Genomic DNA, 15,794 nt, shown 5'->3' with positions numbered 1-15,794 from the left:
CCTTGAGAAGCGCTTTACCCGCGCTTACGGAGTTCCCTCGGCCAGAGAAGACGCGGGAGGACCAACCTTATGAAGGGTGTCATAAAACGGACAATTGGGCGATAGGTTGGCGAAATCTCCGTCGGCTTCCGGTGGACGCCCTCGCCGGGACGCCGGTGCGCGCGAAGCTGGGGCGTCGGCCCCGACGCGGGCCCCGACGGCGGCGGGGGCGATCCGGGCGAGGAGGGCCGCGGTGCCGGGGGCGGCGCGGAGCCGACCCGGTGCAGCCCGCGGTGCTGCGAGCGGCGGCTGAACTGCGGAGCCGACGCCCCGTCGGACCCGCCCGGGGACGGCCTGCCCTCGGGCCGCCCGGGGGGCCTGGGGAGGGACTCCTCGGCCATCCCGCCGGCCGCCACCCTGGCGAGCATCATCGAGGCCCGCCCCGCCTCGAGCCGGGAGTTCGGGTCGATCGTGAGGAGGCCGCGCAGCACCGGCGTGAGCGGTCCGGCCCGCTCCATGGGGATCGGCTCACCACTGGTCAGCGCGGCGAGCGCGGCCGCCGCCGTACGGCGCCCGTGCAGGCCCCGGCCCTCGACGGCGGTGTAGAGGGTCGCGCCGAGCGACCACAGGTCGCCGGACGGGCTTGCCTTGGCCCCCAGCACGCGCTCGGGGGCGATGTATCCGGCGGAACCCAGCACGATGCCCGCCTGGGTGATCGACACGTCGCCTTCGAGCGCGGCCAGGCCGAAGTCGGTGAGCACGGCCCGGTCGTCGGTCACCAGGACGTTGCTCGGCTTCACGTCGCGGTGGAGGATCCCCTTGGCGTGCACGGCGCGCAACGCCCCCAGGACCTGCCGGCCGATCTCGGCCACCTGGCGCGGCGGCAGCGGCCCGTGGTCCTGGAGGAGCTGCTCCAGCGATCGGGCGCGGAGCAGCTCCATCACGATCCAGGGGCGCTCGTCCTCGGTGACGACGTCGAAGACGGTGATGACGGAGGGGTGGGCGACCATCGCGGTCGCGCGTCCCTCGCGCTCGGTCCTGGCGCACAGCTCGGCACGGAGCTCCTCGTCGAGGACCAGGGGGAGGCGGACCTCCTTGACGGCCACCTCGCGGTTGAGCAACTCGTCGTGTGCTCGCCAGACGGTGCCCATGCCACCGCGCCCCACCGGTTCTGACAGCCGGTAGCGCGCTGCGAGAAGGTATCCGGGCGGCGCACGCATGTGGTGCAGCTTACCGATTTGCGTAATGCGACCAGTAGAGACCGGGCCGAATCTTCTTGCCAACTTGGGTCAGATTTTCGCGCTCGTGACTGTTGAGAAACTTTGCGTGACATCTGCCCAGTTGGCCAGGCTCCACAGCTTCTCTCCATGATCGGGCCGTACGTTGCGTTACTGCAGGTAATAGGCGTGCTTTCAGGCGTCGAACACCAGCGGCGAGGTGGATTTCGTCCCGACATTGCCGTGATGGTCGTAGACCTGCTCGCCAGGGAGACTGGCGGATTCCTGTTCGCGGCCACCCAGCAGAGCGAGCGGCAGAACCTCGCGGATCTCGGTGCCGCCTACGCGGCCTTTCGCGGACTGGGCGTGCCCGTCGTCTTCGGCACCTGGCGTGACGCGCTGGACGAACTGCTGCGTCTCGGCGAGGAGCGGGCCGTACCCGTCATCGTCGACGAGTTCCCCTACCTGACCGCGACGACCCCCGCCCTGCCCTCGTACCTCCAGGCGGCGCTCAGCCCGCTCGGCCACGCGAAGGAGCGTACGCGGACCAGGATGATCCTCTGCGGTAGCGCTCTCACCACCATGGCCCGGCTTCTGGGGAGTGGAGCACCACTTCGCGGACGAGCCTCGCTGGAGTTGGTCGTCCGGCCGTTCAGGTTCCGCGATGCCGCCGCCTTCTGGAACGTCGGCCACGACCCCGAACTCGCGTTCCGGCTGAACGCCCTGGTCGGCGGGACTCCGGCCTACCTTGAGATGTGCGGTGGATCCGGGCCGGCCGACCTCGCGGCGTTCGACAGATGGGTGGAGCGCCGTCTGCTCAACCCGGCCTCGGCCATGTTCCGCGAGGGTGCGCTCCTGCTCAGGGAGGAGCCCTCGATCGCCGATCCGACCTCCTACGCCGCCACGTTGAGCGCTCTCAGCGCCGGTAACCACCGGCGTTCGGAGATCGCCTCGGCGCTCGGCCGCCCGAGTAGCGCCCTGGCGCACCTGCTGTCGGGGCTTCAGGACATCGGCCTGATCGAGCAGGTCGACGACGCCCTGCGGGACAAGCGCGCCCTGTTCCGCGTCGCGGAACCCGTCGTCCGCTTCCACCAGCTGCTCATTCAGCGGCACGAGCCGGAACTGGTCGTACGGCGAGCGGCCCAGGTCTGGGCCGCCAACGCGGACACGGTCTCAGGGAAGATCTACGGTCCGCACTTCGAGGACCTCTCCAGGGAGTGGTGCCTCGAACACGCCGCCGCCGAAACCCTCGGAGGTGTCGCGGCGGCCGTCCGGCCCACGCAGATCCCCTGCAAGGAGCACCGGCAGGGCCACGAGCTGGACATCGTGGTGACCGAGACGGCTCCGTTCGCCGCCGACAGGATCATCGCCATCGGGGAGGCCAAAGGCACGACCACACCCGTCCCCCTCGCCGAGCTCCAGCGCCTCGAACACCTGCGGGGGCTGCTTCCCGGCGCGAAGGTCACCGCGCAGCCCAAGCTCCTGCTGTTCTCCCGGTCGGGCTTCACCGCCGACCTCGCGCACACCGCCGCACGGCGCTCCGACGTCGAACTCGTCGACCTCGGGCGCCTGTACGGCGGATCCTGACGGGGCGGCGCCCCGCCAGGGGGACGTCAGCGGCGGCCGATGGTCAGGACGGGGCCGGTGGAGTCGGTGAAGAAGTCCTCGCCCTTGTCGTCCACGACGATGAAGGCGGGGAAGTCCTCGACCTCGATCTTCCAGACGGCCTCCATGCCCAGCTCGGGGTATTCCAGGACCTCAACCTTCTTGATGCAGTCCTGGGCGAGGCGGGCGGCGGGGCCGCCGATGGAGCCGAGGTAGAAGCCGCCGTGGGTCCGGCACGCGTCGGTGACCTGCTTGGAGCGGTTGCCCTTGGCGAGCATGACCTTGGAGCCTCCGGCCGCCTGGAAGCGTTCGACGTAGGAGTCCATCCGCCCGGCGGTGGTGGGACCGAAGGAGCCCGAGGCGTAGCCCTCGGGGGTCTTGGCGGGTCCGGCGTAGTAGACCGCGTGGTTCTTGAGGTATTCCGGCATCTCGCCGCCCGCGTCCAGCAGCTCGCCGATCTTGGCGTGCGCGATGTCGCGGGCGACCACCAGCGGCCCGGTCAGCGACAGGCGGGTCTTGACCGGGTATCTGGTCAGCTCGGCGAGGATCTCCGGCATCGGGCGGTTGAGGTCGATCTTGACGACGTCGTCCGAGAGGTGGTCGTCCGTGGTCTCCGGCAGGAACCTCGCCGGGTCGGTCTCCAGCTGCTCCAGGAAGACCCCCTCGGGGGTGATCTTCGCCAGGGCCTGGCGGTCGGCGCTGCAGGAGACCGCGATGGCGACGGGGCAGGAGGCGCCGTGGCGGGGGAGGCGGATGACGCGGACGTCGTGGCAGAAGTACTTGCCGCCGAACTGCGCGCCGATGCCGAGCTTCTGGGTGAGCTCGAAGACCTTGGCCTCCAGCTCGGTGTCGCGGAAGCCGTGGCCCGAGGGGGAGCCCTCGGTGGGGATGGAGTCCAGGTAGCGGGCGCTGGCGTACTTGGCGGTCTTCAGGGCGAACTCGGCGGACGTGCCGCCGACGACGATCGCCAGGTGGTACGGCGGGCAGGCGGCCGTTCCGAGGGAGCGGATCTTCTCCTCCAGGAACTGGAGCATCCGCTTCTCGTTGAGCACCGCCTTCGTCTCCTGGTACAGGAACGACTTGTTGGCGCTGCCGCCGCCCTTGGCCATGAACAGCAGCTTGTACTCGTCGGGGTGGCCGCCCGGGTCCTCGGCGTAGAGCTCGATCTGCGCGGGGAGGTTGGAGCCGGTGTTCTTCTCCTCCCACATGGTGAGGGGGGCCATCTGGGAGTAGCGCAGGTTGAGCCGGGTGTAGGCGTCGTAGACCCCGCGGGAGATGTGCTCGGCGTCGGCGCCGTCGGTGAGCACGTGACGGCCGCGCTTGCCCATCACGATCGCGGTGCCGGTGTCCTGGCACATCGGGAGCACGCCGCCCGCCGAGATCGACGCGTTCTTCAGCAGGTCGAGGGCGACGAAGCGGTCGTTCCCGCTCGACTCGGGGTCCTCGATGATCTTGCGGAGCTGGGCGAGATGGGACGACCGCAGGTAGTGGGAGATGTCGTGGACGGCGTTCTCGGTGAGGAGCCGCAGCGCCTCGGGCTCGACCTCCAGGAACCTGCGGCCCGCGGCCTCGACGACCCGTACCCCCTCGGCGGTGATCAGACGGTACTCCGTCTCGTCCGGTCCCATGGGAAGCAGGTCGGTGTAGTCGAACTCGGGCATCGTCGTCGATCCTCCGTGCGGGCGCTGTTTTCCCTAGAGGGTACGGCCTCGCCTTCACGCTCCGTCCTCGCGGTCGGTGCGGCGGCCCTCCTCCCCGAGCCGCGCACAACCGCATGGACATATAGCACTAAATCAGCATATTTGGGACAAGCATTAGTAGGTTATGCGTCTTTTGAGGACATATGTCCGAATGTACGGGGAAAGGGAGAAGAGCCGGGCCGAGCGTCCGGCGGAAGCTGGGGGACAGCATGAATATCGGAAACACCGTCCTGGCCGGAAACATCGTCCTGCTGGCAATCGTGGCCGTCTTCGTGGTGGCCGGCCTCGGCGTGTCACTGATAGCCATCACGCTGGCGAGCATCAAGGAATCCAACGGCCGTACCCCCCAGTGGCCGGTGAGCTGGCCGGAACCCCCGATGACCCTCTCCCGGCAGCGGCCGAAGGTCGCCTCCGGCCGGGCGAGCCTGCCCTCGCAGCAGGTGACCCTGTCCCTGCGGCGGGCCGGCGAGCCCGCGCGGCAGATCAACCTGCCCCAGCGGGTCGAGATACCCCGGCAGCGACCCGCTCCGCCTCAGCCGGCCGACGTACCCCCGCAGCGGGTGAGCCCGCTGAGCTGAGGCCGATGACGATGCCGGTGACCACGAGCGCGGCGCCGAGCAGGTCGGGCACCGACGGCGCGCCCAGGCCGAGGACGGCGCCGGTGACGATGGCGCCGACCGGGATCAGCCCGGCGAACAGCCCCGCCCTTCCCGGGCCGAGCCGGGGCAGGGCGTCGTACCAGAGGAAGAACGCCACGGTCGTCACGATCAGCGCCTGGTAACCCAGGCCCGCTGCCTCGGAGACCGTCGGCACGCGGAACATCGCGGTGCCGTCCGCGAGCAGACCGGCGACCACCAGCATCGGCACGGCCAGCGTCACCGAGTACGCGGAGACGCGCACCGCGCCCAGCTTCGGCAGCAGCGGGATGGCCAGCATGGAGAAGCAGAGCTCGCAGCCCAGCGCGCCCAGTGACCAGAGCAGCCCGGCCAGGTCGCCGCTGCCCAGCCCGGCGGCCACCGTCGCCCCGGCGGCGACCAGCGCCGCCGCCCCGAGCAGCCGGGGCGAGGGGCGCCCGCCGAGCAGGGCCAGCGCCAGCGGCACGGTGCCGAGGACGGTCCCGACCAGGGCCGGACCGCCGTGCCGGGTGGCCTCGACAACGCACACGTTGAAGATCACCAGTCCCGTCAGGGAGAGCGTCGCCAGCAGCGCCGTCTCGCGGGCCGTGAGCCGGACGAACCGCAGCCCCGCGACCCGGGCGACGGTGAGCAGGGCCGCGGCCGCGAGCAGGTGGCGCAGGGCCTGGCCGCCGTAGACCGGATAGTCCCCGATCACCCCGGCGACCCCCGCCAGGGTGCCCACCAGGAACATCGCCGTCGCGGCCTGGACCAGGCCGCGCGACTCCCGTAGGACGGTGGAGCGGGTGGTGGGGCGGGTGGTGCTGACATCCACGTTCATGTGCGGAATGCTAGGAAGCCAATGGCACCCCTGTCGGGTCCAATGTGGCAGCGAAACAGAGGACCAATTGGCCGATCTGCACCTCGTCGTCGACCGGGCGGCGGGCGGCGTCGCCGCCCAGATCGCCCGCGAGCTCCGCGAGGCGGTACGCCGCGGGCGGCTGGCCGCGGGGGTCAGGCTGCCCGCCAGCCGCGAGCTGGCCAGGGATCTCGGCCTCTCCCGGGGTGTGGTGGTCGAGGCGTACGAGCAACTCGTCGCCGAGGGGTTCCTGATCTCCCGGATCGGGGCGGGAACCGTCGTGGCCCCCGCCGCGGGCCGTCCCGCCGCCCTCCCCGTCCCTCCCGGCGGTCCTGACGGCCCCGAGGGCCCTTCCCGGACGCCGGAGGACCCGCCGCGCGCCGGGTCCCGGACCGCGGAGGCCCGCGGCGCGGAAAGGGAGCGCGAGCCGTATCACGGGCGCCGCTCCACCGCGCCCGACCTGGGGGCGTTCCCCAGGGAGCGATGGCTGGCCTCGATGCGCAGGACGCTCGCCGCGCTGCCCGCCGAGGCCCTGGACTACGGCGATCCCGGCGGCGTCCCGGCGCTGCGCGAGGAGCTGGCCGCCTATCTCAGGAGGGTCAGGGCGGCCGATGTGAGCCCGGACAACCTGGTGATCGTGGGCGGGGTGGCCCAGGGGATCAGTCTCACGATCCAGGCGCTCGCGGGGAGGCTTCCCCGGGGCCGGTCGCCCCACGATCTCGGCTGGTTCGTCCGGCGGGCCTCGCGTCCGGCGCCGTCCCCCGGCCGGATCCGGCTGGCGGTCGAGGACCCGGCCGGGGGACGCCAGCTCCCGCTGCTGCACGCCGCGGGCGCGGACCTGGTCGCCGTCCCGGTGGACGGCGAGGGCGTCGACGTCGGGGCCCTGGCCGCGACCGGGGCGCGCGCGGTGCTGCTCACCCCCGCGCACCAGTACCCGACGGGCGTCGTGCTCTCGCCCCGCCGCCGCGCCGAGCTGATCGAGTGGGCCGCCGCGACCGGAGCGGCGATCCTGGAGGACGACTACGACGCGGAGTTCCGCTTCGACCGCGACCCGGTGGGCTGCCTGCAGGGCCTCGCCGCCGACCGGGTGATCCTGATCGGGAGCGTCAGCAAGTCCCTGGCCCCCGGGCTCCGCCTGGGCTGGGTGGCCGCGCCGCCCGAGATCGCCGAGTCGCTGCGGCTGGCCCGCGGCGAGCTGGATCTGGGCTCGCCCGTCCTGGAGCAGTACGTCCTGGCCGACTTCGTCACGACGGGCGGCTACGACCGGCACCTGAGAAGGATGCGCCGGGAGTACCGCGCCCGCCGCGACGCCTTCGCGCTGGCGCTCGGCGAGCACCTTCCCGAGATCACCGTGCGGGGCGTCTCCGCCGGGCTCCACCTGCTCGCCGAGCTGCCGTACGGCTGGGACGAGGCGGCGGTGGCGGAGACGGCCCAGGACTGCGGGCTCGCGGTCGAGCCGGTGGGCCCGATGCGGCACGCCCCGGGCCCACCGGCGCTGGTAATGGGCTTCGCCCGCCTGCCTGCCCGCCGCGCCGACGCGACGATCCGCGCCCTCGCGGACGCCCTGCGCCGTCGCCCCGCCCCATGAGCAGGCCTCCCGCCTGCGGATACGTTCACGTCGGAGCTTCCTGTACGGACCGATAGATCGTCTGGATGTCCTGACAAATTCTTGACGGCTTCTGACTCGTCGCTTAGAACTGGAGATCGACCGCTTTCTTCTTCGGAGGCACGATGCGTGTTGGACTACTGGGACTCGGCAGGATCGGGGTGTTCCACGCCGCGACCCTGGCGGCGCATCCCGGGGTCGACGAGCTGGTGGTGAGCGACGCGGACGGCGGGCGGGCGGCGGAGGTGGCCGCCAGGCTGGGAGCGCGGGTGGGGGACGCGTTCGACAGCGACGCGGTGGTCATCGCCACTCCCACGGCGACCCACGCCGAGCTGCTGATGCGCGCCTGCGCCAAGGGGGTGCCGGCGTTCTGCGAGAAACCGGTGGCGCCCGGCGTACGGGACACCCTCCGCGTGCTGGACGCGGCCAGGCGGAGCGGCACGGTCGTGCACATCGGCTTCCAGCGGCGCTTCGACGCCGGGTACGCCGCGGCGAGGAGGGCGCTCGCCGGCGGCGAGCTGGGCACGCTGTACCGGGTGCACATGGTGAGCGCCGACCCCTGCCCACCCGACCCCGGATACATCCCGATGTCCGGTGGCATCTACCGCGACTGCCACATCCACGACTTCGACATCCTGCGCTGGGTCACCGGCGGGGAGGCCGACACCGTCTACGCGACCGGCGCCAACCGGGGCGAGGCGTTCTTCGCCGAGGTGGGGGACGTCGACAACAGCGCCGCGCTGCTCACCATGGACGACGGCACGCTCGTCACCCTCCAGGGGTCGCGGTACAACGGCGCCGGGTACGACGTGCGGATGGAGCTGGCGGGCACCCTGCGGACCTGGGCGGTCGGCCTCGACCCGCGCGTGCCGCTGACCAGCTCCGAGGGCCTGCAGCCGCCGGGCGAGCCCTGGCCCGACTTCGCGGCCAGGTTCGAGCACGCCTACGTCGCCGAGCTCGACGCGTTTCTCGGCGCGGCGCGGGGGGAGACGGAGAGTCCCTGCACTGTCGAGGACGCCCTCGCGGCGCTCTACCTCGCCGAGGCCGCGGAGCTGTCCCGGCGCGAGGGTCGTCCGGTGCGCGTCACGGAGGTGATCGTGTGAGAAGAGGCGACCCGGTGAGAGAGACCGGCTCCGCCGGCGGAGGCGGTCCGGTGCGAACGGCCGGCGCGCCCATTTCCTGGGGGGTCTGCGAGGTCCCCGGCTGGGGGCGGCAGCTGGATCGTTCCCAGGTGCTCGCCGAGATGAGGGAGCTGGGCCTGACGGCCACCGAGCTCGGCCCCCAGGGGTTCCTGCCGCCCTCGCCGACGCGCTGCCGCTCCCTTCTCGCGGAGTACGGGCTGCGGGCGGTGGGCGGGTTCGTCCCCGTCGTCCTGCACGAGGCCGACCACGACCCGCTCCCGGTCGTCCGGGCCGCGATGCGCGCCTTCATGGACGGCGCGGTGGACGTGGTCGTGCTGGCCGCCTCCACCGGCGGTGAGAGCTACGACGCCAGGCCGGAGCTGGACGCGGCCGCCTGGAAGACCCTCATGGGCAACCTGCGCCGGATCCTCAAGAACGCCAAGGAGTTCGGCAGGACCGTCACCCTGCACCCGCACATCGGGACCGTGGTGGAGAACCGGAAGGAGGTCCAGCGGGTGCTCGACGACAGCGCTATGCCGCTCTGCCTCGACACCGGCCACCTCCTCGCGGGCGGCACCGACCCCGCGGAACTGGTCTCCCACGCCGCGGAGCGGATCGCGCACGTCCACCTCAAGGACGTGGACGCCGCCACGGCCGGGCGGGTCAGGGCGGGCGAGCTGACCTACACCCGGGCGGTGAAGGACGGCCTCTACCGCCCGCTGGGCCGGGGCGACGTGGACCTTCCCGCCATCGTCGGCGGCCTGACCAGGGCCGGGTACGACGGCTGGTACGTCCTGGAGCAGGACGTCGTGCTGGGCTCCGCCGACGGTGATCCCGACGGTGATCCCGACGGTGATTCCGGCGGTGATCCCGACGGTGATCCCGGCGGCCCCGACGCGCCCAGGGGTTCCGGCGACCCCAAGGAGAACGTCCGCGAGAGCCTGGCGTACCTGAGGAAGCTCACCGGCGACGAGGCCGGGCCGTCCGGAAGCGGCGGGCCGGGGAGCGGCGGGACCGGGAGCGGCGAGCCGCCCGGCGGGGGACGCGCATGATCGAGGTTCTGGCCATGGGGCGGGCCGGGGTGGACATCTACCCGCTGCAGGTGGGGGTGTCGCTGCGCGAGGTCGAGACCTTCGGCAAGTATCTGGGCGGCAGTCCCACCAACGTGGCCGTGGCCGCCGCCCGGCTGGGCCGCTCCAGCGCGGTGATCACCAGGACCGGGGACGACCCGTTCGGGCTCTTCGTGCACGACGCGCTGCGCGAGTACGGGGTCGACGACGGCTACGTGACCCCGGTCGCGCACCTGCCCACCCCGGTGACGTTCTGCGAGATCCGGCCGCCGGACGACTTCCCCCTCTACTTCTATCGCTTCCCCAAGGCCCCGGACCTGGAGATCTTCCCCGAGGAGCTGGATCTGGAGGCCGTCGCGGGAGCCCGGCTGTTCTGGGCGACCGTCACCGGGTTGTCCCAGGAGCCCTCCAGGAGCGCGCACCTCGCGGCCTGGCGGGCCAGAGGACGCGTGCCGCACACCGTGCTCGACCTCGACTACCGCCCGATGTTCTGGTCCGGCGCGGAGGAGGCCCGCGAGCAGGTGCGCGAGGCCCTGCGCCACGTCACGGTGGCGGTGGGGAACCAGGACGAGGCCGAGGTGGCGACCGGCACCCGCGAGCCGCACGAGGCGGCGGCGGCGCTGCTGGCGGCGGGCGTCGAGCTCGCGATCGTGAAGCGGGGGGCGGGCGGGGTGCTCGGCATGACCGCGGGCGAGACGGTGGAGGTGCCGCCGGTGCCGGTGGAGGTGGTCAACGGCCTCGGCGCGGGAGACGCCTTCGGCGGTGCCCTCTGCCACGGCCTCCTCGAACGCTGGCCCCTGGAGACCACGCTGCGGTTCGCCAACGCGGCCGGGTCCATCGTCGCGGGACGGCTGGCCTGCGCCCCGGCGATGCCACGGATCGACGAGGTGATGGACGTGCTCGGCGCGAGCGGTGGCGGTCGGGCGGAGGCGGGAGGCGCATGAACGAGCAGGAGCACCGGGCGCTCATCGACACGCGGGCGCGGTTTCCCGGGCGGATCGCCGAGGCGGCGCGGGCGCGGCGGCGCGGGGGGCCGCTGGAGGAACGCGACCGGCTCCTGATCATCGCTGCCGACCACACGGCCAGGGGGGTCGTCGGCGTCGGCAGCCGTCCCGGGGCGATGGAGAGCCGCGTCGAGCTGCTGGACCGGCTGTGCGTGGCGCTGGCCAGGCCCGGCGTGGACGGCGTGCTCGGCACCCCCGACATCGTCGAGGACCTCCTGCTGCTCGGCGCGCTGGAGGGCAAGGTCGTGATCGGGTCGATGAACCGGGGTGGCCTGCACGGGTCGGCCTTCGAGTTCGACGACCGCTTCACCGCCTACGACACCTCCTCGATCGGCCGGATGGGTCTGGACGGCGGCAAGATGCTCTGCCGGATCGGCATGGACGACCCCGCCACCGCCCGCACCCTGGAATCGTGCGGCCGGGCCGTCACCGAGCTGGCCTCGCACGGCCTGGTCGCGATGGTCGAGCCGTTCTGGTCCCGGCGGGCGGGGGACGGCGCGATCACCCACGACCTGTCGCCCGAGGGGGTCATCCGGTCCATGCACGTCGCCCAGGGGCTCGGCGCGACCTCCGCGTACACCTGGCTCAAGATCCCGGTCGTGGAGGGCATGGAACGGGTGATGCGGGCCACCACGCTGCCGACGCTGCTCCTGGGGGGCGACCCGGGCGGCGCGCCGGAGCTCACCTACGCGGCCTGGCGCGAGGCTCTGCGACTTCCGGGCGTGCGGGGTCTGGTGGTGGGCCGCGCGTTGCTGTATCCCTCCGATGACGACGTGGCCGCGGCCGTCGACACCGCCGCGGCGATGCTGGAGGTGACATGAACGGGAGATCGGGCCGGAACCGCATCGGCGAGGGCACGCACGGGAGACCGGACCGGGGCGGCGACGGCGAGGAGCGGCCATGACCTTCGTTCCCGCGGGAAGCACCGCGCGGGCGCCGTGGGCGCTGTCGATCACCCCGGAGGCGGCCGGGTGGACGTACGCGGGGCTCCGCGTGCTCTGCCTGTCCGGCGAGGGCGTGGAGTTCGACACCGGTGACGAGGAGATGCTGGTCCTGCCGCTGTCGGGCACGTGCGTGGTCGAGTGCGACGGGGAGCGGCTCACGCTGGACGGCAGGACCTCGGTCTTCCACGCGGTCACCGACTTCGCGTACCTGCCCGTCGGCGCGACCGCGCGGATCACCGGCGAGGGCCGCTTCGCCCTCCCCGCCGCCCGCGCGACCAGGCGTTTCCCCGTACGGTACGGTCCCGCGCGGGCGGTCCCCGTCGAGGTGCGCGGGACGGGGCCGGCCAGTCGCCAGGTCAACAACTTCTGCGCCCCCGACGCCTTCGACTGCGACAAACTCGTCGCGGTGGAGGTGCTGACCCCCGGCGGCAACTGGTCGTCGTACCCACCGCACAAGCACGACACGGCCTCCGAGCACGAGGCCGTGCTCGAGGAGATCTACTACTTCGAGGGCGGCCCCGGCTACCAGCGGGTGTACGGCACGCACGACACCCTGGCCGAGGTGGCCGCCGGAGACGTGGTGCTCGTGCCCAGCGGCTACCACGGCCCGTCGATGGCGGCCCCCGGCTACGACCTCTACTACCTGAACGTGCTGGCCGGGCCCGCGCCCGAACGGTCGATGGCCTTCTGCGACGACCCCCGGCACGCCTGGATCCGCTCCTCGTGGGCACAGCAGCCGATCGACCCGAGGCTTCCGATGACAAAGGCCCCGTAAGACCTTGTGAGGCATTGTGATGAGACTCACCGTGGCACAGGCGCTCCTGCGGTTCCTCGCGAACCAGTGGTCGGAGCGCGACGGAGCGGAACACCGGCTGGTGGCCGGATGCCTGGGCATCTTCGGCCACGGCAACGTCGCCGGGATCGGGCAGGCCCTGGCCGAGCGAGGGGCGGGCACGGACGGCGACCTCCCGTACTACCTGGCGCGCAACGAGCAGGCCATGGTGCACACCGCCGTCGGCTACGCGCGGGCCCGCAACCGGCTGTCCACCTTCGCCTGCACCTCCTCGATCGGCCCCGGCGCCACCAACATGGTCACCGGGGCGGCGCTGGCCACGATCAACCGGATCCCGGTGCTGCTGTTGCCCGGCGACGTCTTCGCCACCCGCGCCGCCGACCCGGTCCTGCAGCAGCTGGAGGATCCCCGCTTCCCCGACGTGACCGTCAACGACGCGCTGCGTCCCGTCTCCCGGTTCTTCGACAGGATCAACCGGCCCGAGCAGCTTCTCGCGGCCCTTCCGGCCGCGATGCGGGTGCTGGCCGACCCGGCCGAGACGGGCGCGGTCACCCTGGCGCTGCCGCAGGACGTGCAGGCGGAGGCGTACGACTGGCCCGAGGAGCTGTTCGCCCGCCGGGTGTGGCACGTGGCGCGCCCCGTCCCCGAACCCGCCGCGCTGGCGCGGGCGGCCGAGCTGGTCAGGCGGTCGCGACGGCCGTTGATCGTGGCGGGGGGCGGGGTGGTCTACAGCGAGGCGTGGGAGACGCTGGCCGCGTTCGCCGCCGACCACGGCGTCCCGGTGGGGGAGACCCAGGCGGGCAAGGGGACGCTGCCCTACGACCACCCCTGCGCGGTCGGCGCGATCGGGCACACCGGCACCGCCGCCGCCAACGACCTGGCCCGCGACGCCGACCTGGTCATCGGGGTCGGCACCCGCTACACCGACTTCACCACCGCCTCCCGCACCCTGTTCGGCGAGGCCGCGTTCCTCAACGTCAACGTCGCGGCCTTCGACGCCGCCAAGCACTCCGGCGAGATGCTCGTCGCCGACGCCCGCGAGGCACTGCGCGCCCTGGACCTCGGCGACTGGAGCGCCGACCTCGGCTGGACCGCCAGGGCGACGCGCCTGACCCACGAGTGGCAGGAGCAGGTCTCCCTGCTGACGACCGGGGACGCGCTGACCCAGCCGGTGGTGCTCGGCATGGTCAACGAGGTGGCCCGGCCCTCGGACGTGGTGGTCAACGCGGCCGGATCGATGCCCGGCGACCTGCACAAGCTGTGGCGGGCGAGCGACCCGAAGTCCTACCACGTCGAGTACGGCTACTCCTGCATGGGCTACGAGATCGCCGGAGGGCTCGGGGTGAAGCTGGCCGCGCCCGAGCGCGAGGTGTTCGTGCTGGTCGGCGACGGGTCCTACCTGATGATGGCCCAGGAGATCGCCACCGCCGTGCAGGAGGGCGTCAAGCTCGTCGTGGTGCTGGTCGACAACCGGGGCTTCGCCTCCATCGGCGGGCTGTCGGAGGCGGTCGGCGCGGGGCGCCTGGGCACCGCCTACCGGATGCGCGGGGCCGGGGGCGCGCTGGACGGGGCCCTCCTCCCGGTCGACCTGGCCGCCAACGCGGCCAGCCTGGGCGCCGACGTGATCCGCGCCGACGGCCCCGAATCCCTGCGGGTGGCGCTCACCAAGGCGAGGGAGGCCGTCGGCACCACCGTCGTGTACGTCGAGACGGTGCCGGGTCCCGCTCCGCAGACCACGGCCTGGTGGGACGTCCCGGTGGCGGAGGTGTCGGGGCTGCCGGAGGCGCGGCGGGCCCGCGCCGCCTACGAACAGGCCAAACGGGACCAGCGCACCTACCTGTGAGGTCCCCGGGCTACGGCCGTGCGGCGGGTTCCGGGTCCGGCCGGAAGCCCCTGGCGAGGAACACGATCAGGGCCACCAGGACGGCGGCGGGCACGAAGGCGACCCGGATGCCCACCGTGTCGTTGAGCGTCCCGACCACGGCGACACCGACGAGGAAGCCGACGTAGTTGAACATGTTGACCCGCGCGATCGCGGTCTCCGCCCCGGCGCCCATCCGGCCCGCCGCCGAGAACGACAGCGGGGCGATGACGGACAGGCCGACGCCGATCAGGCCGAACGACACGACGGCCACCGCGACGCCGGGCGCCACGACGACCCCCAGCGTGCCCACGGCCGCGATCACCGCGCCCACCCGGACCACCGGCGCAGGGCCGTACCTGCGGACGGCGAGATCGCCGGGTACCCGGGCCAGGAGCATGGTCGCCTGGTAGACGAAGTAGGCGAACGGCACCAGCCAGCCGCTCGCCGCCAGCGCCTTCTCCATGTAGACCGTGCTGTAGTCGGAGACCGCCGCGTCGCCGACGTACAGGAACGCCATCGCCAGGCAGAGCGGGATGATCGGCCGCCACGGCACCCGGGCCGCCACGTGCGCGGCCCGCTCGGTGGACCTCTCCTCCTCCCGCCCGTAGAGGCGGGGAAGCATGATCACTGAGATCACCGCGCCGATCAGCACCGGGACGGAGAAGGACCAGCGCAGTTCCACGCCGAGCTCGCTGAAGGCGGAGTTGAATCCGGCCCCCAGCATCGAGCCGACGCTCCACACGGCGTGGAAGCCGGTCAGCACGCTCACGCCGTACCGGCGCTCGACCGCGACCGCCTGCATGTTCATCGCCGCGTCCACCGCGCCGAGGAACAGGCCGAACACGGCGCTGAGCGCGTACAGGCCGACGAGCTGGTCGTTCCAGCCCGACAGGACCACCGCGGTGCAGACGCCGACCTGGGAGATCCGCAGGACCGGGGCGCTGCCGTACCGGCTCGCCAGGAGACCCGCGACCGCGCTGCCGACACCGGCGATCACCGGCACGAGCAGCAGGACCAGGATGAGATCGCCGTCGCTGAGCCCGAACCTGCGCTGGAGGTCGATCACATGGGTGAGCAGGGTGGAGAGGCAGAGGCCCTGGACGAAGAAGGCCGCCCAGGTCGCCACGCGCGCCTGCCGGTCACGTGGGGTCGGCATGACGACCTCCGGGGAACATGAGGGGGATTCAAGTTCACGTCAGGGTATGGGCGGGCCATCCGGGGGTCAATGGCCGGTCACCTGCCGGTTTCACCGGTGCCGTCGAGGGCGGGGGACCGGACGGGGGCGCTCGAAGCGGAGGAGGCCGGGGTTCGCCGTGTCCGGGATCGGGGTGACCGGAGAACCCGCCGGCGAACGGGCCCGCGGCGTCGTGGGCCCGAACGTCCGGGGCACGCCGGTGCTCTCGCGCCGCTGCCGGAGC

13 protein-coding genes are annotated in these 15,794 nt (G+C 72.5%); 9 read left to right on the top strand and 4 right to left on the bottom strand.

Annotated elements, in window-relative coordinates:
• Positions 1-14: 14 nt before the first annotated feature.
• Positions 15-1,199: a protein kinase domain-containing protein gene (locus ACVCAG_RS27050; RefSeq protein WP_440085607.1), complete on the bottom strand. Its 1,185-nt coding sequence runs from the start codon at positions 1,197-1,199 to the stop codon at positions 15-17.
• A gap of 243 nt (positions 1,200-1,442) precedes the next feature.
• Here ACVCAG_RS27050 and ACVCAG_RS27045 point away from each other — a divergent pair, with 243 nt between their 5' ends.
• Positions 1,443-2,783: an AAA family ATPase gene (locus tag ACVCAG_RS27045; protein ID WP_440085606.1), complete on the top strand. Its 1,341-nt coding sequence runs from the start codon at positions 1,443-1,445 to the stop codon at positions 2,781-2,783.
• Between the two features lie 26 nt (positions 2,784-2,809).
• Here ACVCAG_RS27045 and ACVCAG_RS27040 read toward each other — a convergent pair whose 3' ends face one another.
• Complete coding sequence (locus tag ACVCAG_RS27040) at positions 2,810-4,462, bottom strand: FumA C-terminus/TtdB family hydratase beta subunit (RefSeq protein ID WP_440068323.1); 1,653 nt, start codon at positions 4,460-4,462, stop codon at positions 2,810-2,812.
• A 248-nt stretch (positions 4,463-4,710) separates the two neighbouring features.
• Between ACVCAG_RS27040 and ACVCAG_RS27035 the strand changes: the two genes are divergently transcribed.
• Complete coding sequence (locus tag ACVCAG_RS27035) at positions 4,711-5,079, top strand: hypothetical protein (protein ID WP_440085605.1); 369 nt, start codon at positions 4,711-4,713, stop codon at positions 5,077-5,079.
• On the opposite strand, the gene ACVCAG_RS27030 is transcribed toward ACVCAG_RS27035, so the two are convergent.
• Positions 4,985-5,956: a DMT family transporter gene (locus ACVCAG_RS27030; RefSeq protein WP_440085604.1), complete on the bottom strand. Its 972-nt coding sequence runs from the start codon at positions 5,954-5,956 to the stop codon at positions 4,985-4,987. The two genes, ACVCAG_RS27035 and ACVCAG_RS27030, sit on opposite strands and share 95 nt — an antisense overlap.
• 67 nt (positions 5,957-6,023) lie before the next feature.
• Here ACVCAG_RS27030 and pdxR point away from each other — a divergent pair, with 67 nt between their 5' ends.
• The 7 genes from pdxR (at position 6,024) to iolD (ending at position 14,355) form a co-directional block, all read left to right on the top strand.
• Positions 6,024-7,562 carry a MocR-like pyridoxine biosynthesis transcription factor PdxR gene (gene pdxR / locus ACVCAG_RS27025; RefSeq protein WP_447190493.1) on the top strand — a complete coding sequence of 513 codons (1,539 nt, stop codon included), beginning with the start codon at positions 6,024-6,026 and terminating at the stop codon, positions 7,560-7,562.
• 143 nt (positions 7,563-7,705) lie between these two features.
• The gene (locus tag ACVCAG_RS27020; protein ID WP_447190492.1) at positions 7,706-8,683 is read left to right on the top strand and encodes a Gfo/Idh/MocA family protein; all 978 of its coding nucleotides are present in this window, start codon (positions 7,706-7,708) and stop codon (positions 8,681-8,683) included.
• Positions 8,684-8,733: 50 nt separating this feature from the next.
• On the top strand, positions 8,734-9,753 hold the full coding sequence (locus ACVCAG_RS27015) for a TIM barrel protein (protein WP_447190491.1): 1,020 nt from the start codon (positions 8,734-8,736) through the stop codon (positions 9,751-9,753).
• Positions 9,750-10,715 carry a 5-dehydro-2-deoxygluconokinase gene (gene iolC / locus ACVCAG_RS27010; protein ID WP_440085600.1) on the top strand — a complete coding sequence of 322 codons (966 nt, stop codon included), beginning with the start codon at positions 9,750-9,752 and terminating at the stop codon, positions 10,713-10,715. The genes ACVCAG_RS27015 and iolC overlap by 4 nt, the downstream gene beginning before the upstream one ends.
• Positions 10,712-11,596, top strand: coding sequence for a class I fructose-bisphosphate aldolase (locus ACVCAG_RS27005; RefSeq protein ID WP_447190490.1), 885 nt, complete (start codon positions 10,712-10,714; stop codon positions 11,594-11,596). The genes iolC and ACVCAG_RS27005 overlap by 4 nt, the downstream gene beginning before the upstream one ends.
• Before the next feature lie 79 nt (positions 11,597-11,675).
• Positions 11,676-12,494: a 5-deoxy-glucuronate isomerase gene (iolB, locus tag ACVCAG_RS27000; protein ID WP_447190489.1), complete on the top strand. Its 819-nt coding sequence runs from the start codon at positions 11,676-11,678 to the stop codon at positions 12,492-12,494.
• Between the two features lie 19 nt (positions 12,495-12,513).
• Entirely contained in the window at positions 12,514-14,355 is a 1,842-nt protein-coding gene (iolD, locus tag ACVCAG_RS26995) for a 3D-(3,5/4)-trihydroxycyclohexane-1,2-dione acylhydrolase (decyclizing) (protein WP_440085597.1), read from the top strand.
• A 10-nt stretch (positions 14,356-14,365) separates the two neighbouring features.
• Here iolD and ACVCAG_RS26990 read toward each other — a convergent pair whose 3' ends face one another.
• Positions 14,366-15,532, bottom strand: coding sequence for an MFS transporter (locus ACVCAG_RS26990; protein WP_447190488.1), 1,167 nt, complete (start codon positions 15,530-15,532; stop codon positions 14,366-14,368).
• Positions 15,533-15,794 lie beyond the last annotated feature (262 nt).

Source organism: Streptosporangium sp. G12 (genome assembly GCF_052983175.1).
The sequence above is the reverse complement of the archived record's forward strand: the minus strand, read 5'-3'. Positions and strand labels throughout refer to the sequence as shown.

What these genes read in the sequence shown, in the direction of transcription:
- iolC (WP_440085600.1), top strand. Translation starts at nt 9,750, where the DNA reads ATGATCGAGGTTCTGGCCATGGGGCGGGCCGGGGTGGACATCTACCCG.
- ACVCAG_RS27045 (WP_440085606.1), top strand. Translation starts at nt 1,443, where the DNA reads ATGGTCGTAGACCTGCTCGCCAGGGAGACTGGCGGATTCCTGTTCGCG.
- iolD (WP_440085597.1), top strand. Translation starts at nt 12,514, where the DNA reads ATGAGACTCACCGTGGCACAGGCGCTCCTGCGGTTCCTCGCGAACCAG.
- ACVCAG_RS27030 (WP_440085604.1), bottom strand. Translation starts at nt 5,956, where the DNA reads ATGAACGTGGATGTCAGCACCACCCGCCCCACCACCCGCTCCACCGTC.
- ACVCAG_RS27040 (WP_440068323.1), bottom strand. Translation starts at nt 4,462, where the DNA reads ATGCCCGAGTTCGACTACACCGACCTGCTTCCCATGGGACCGGACGAG.
- ACVCAG_RS27035 (WP_440085605.1), top strand. Translation starts at nt 4,711, where the DNA reads ATGAATATCGGAAACACCGTCCTGGCCGGAAACATCGTCCTGCTGGCA.
- ACVCAG_RS27020 (WP_447190492.1), top strand. Translation starts at nt 7,706, where the DNA reads ATGCGTGTTGGACTACTGGGACTCGGCAGGATCGGGGTGTTCCACGCC.
- ACVCAG_RS27005 (WP_447190490.1), top strand. Translation starts at nt 10,712, where the DNA reads ATGAACGAGCAGGAGCACCGGGCGCTCATCGACACGCGGGCGCGGTTT.
- iolB (WP_447190489.1), top strand. Translation starts at nt 11,676, where the DNA reads ATGACCTTCGTTCCCGCGGGAAGCACCGCGCGGGCGCCGTGGGCGCTG.
- ACVCAG_RS27050 (WP_440085607.1), bottom strand. Translation starts at nt 1,199, where the DNA reads ATGCGTGCGCCGCCCGGATACCTTCTCGCAGCGCGCTACCGGCTGTCA.
- ACVCAG_RS26990 (WP_447190488.1), bottom strand. Translation starts at nt 15,532, where the DNA reads ATGCCGACCCCACGTGACCGGCAGGCGCGCGTGGCGACCTGGGCGGCC.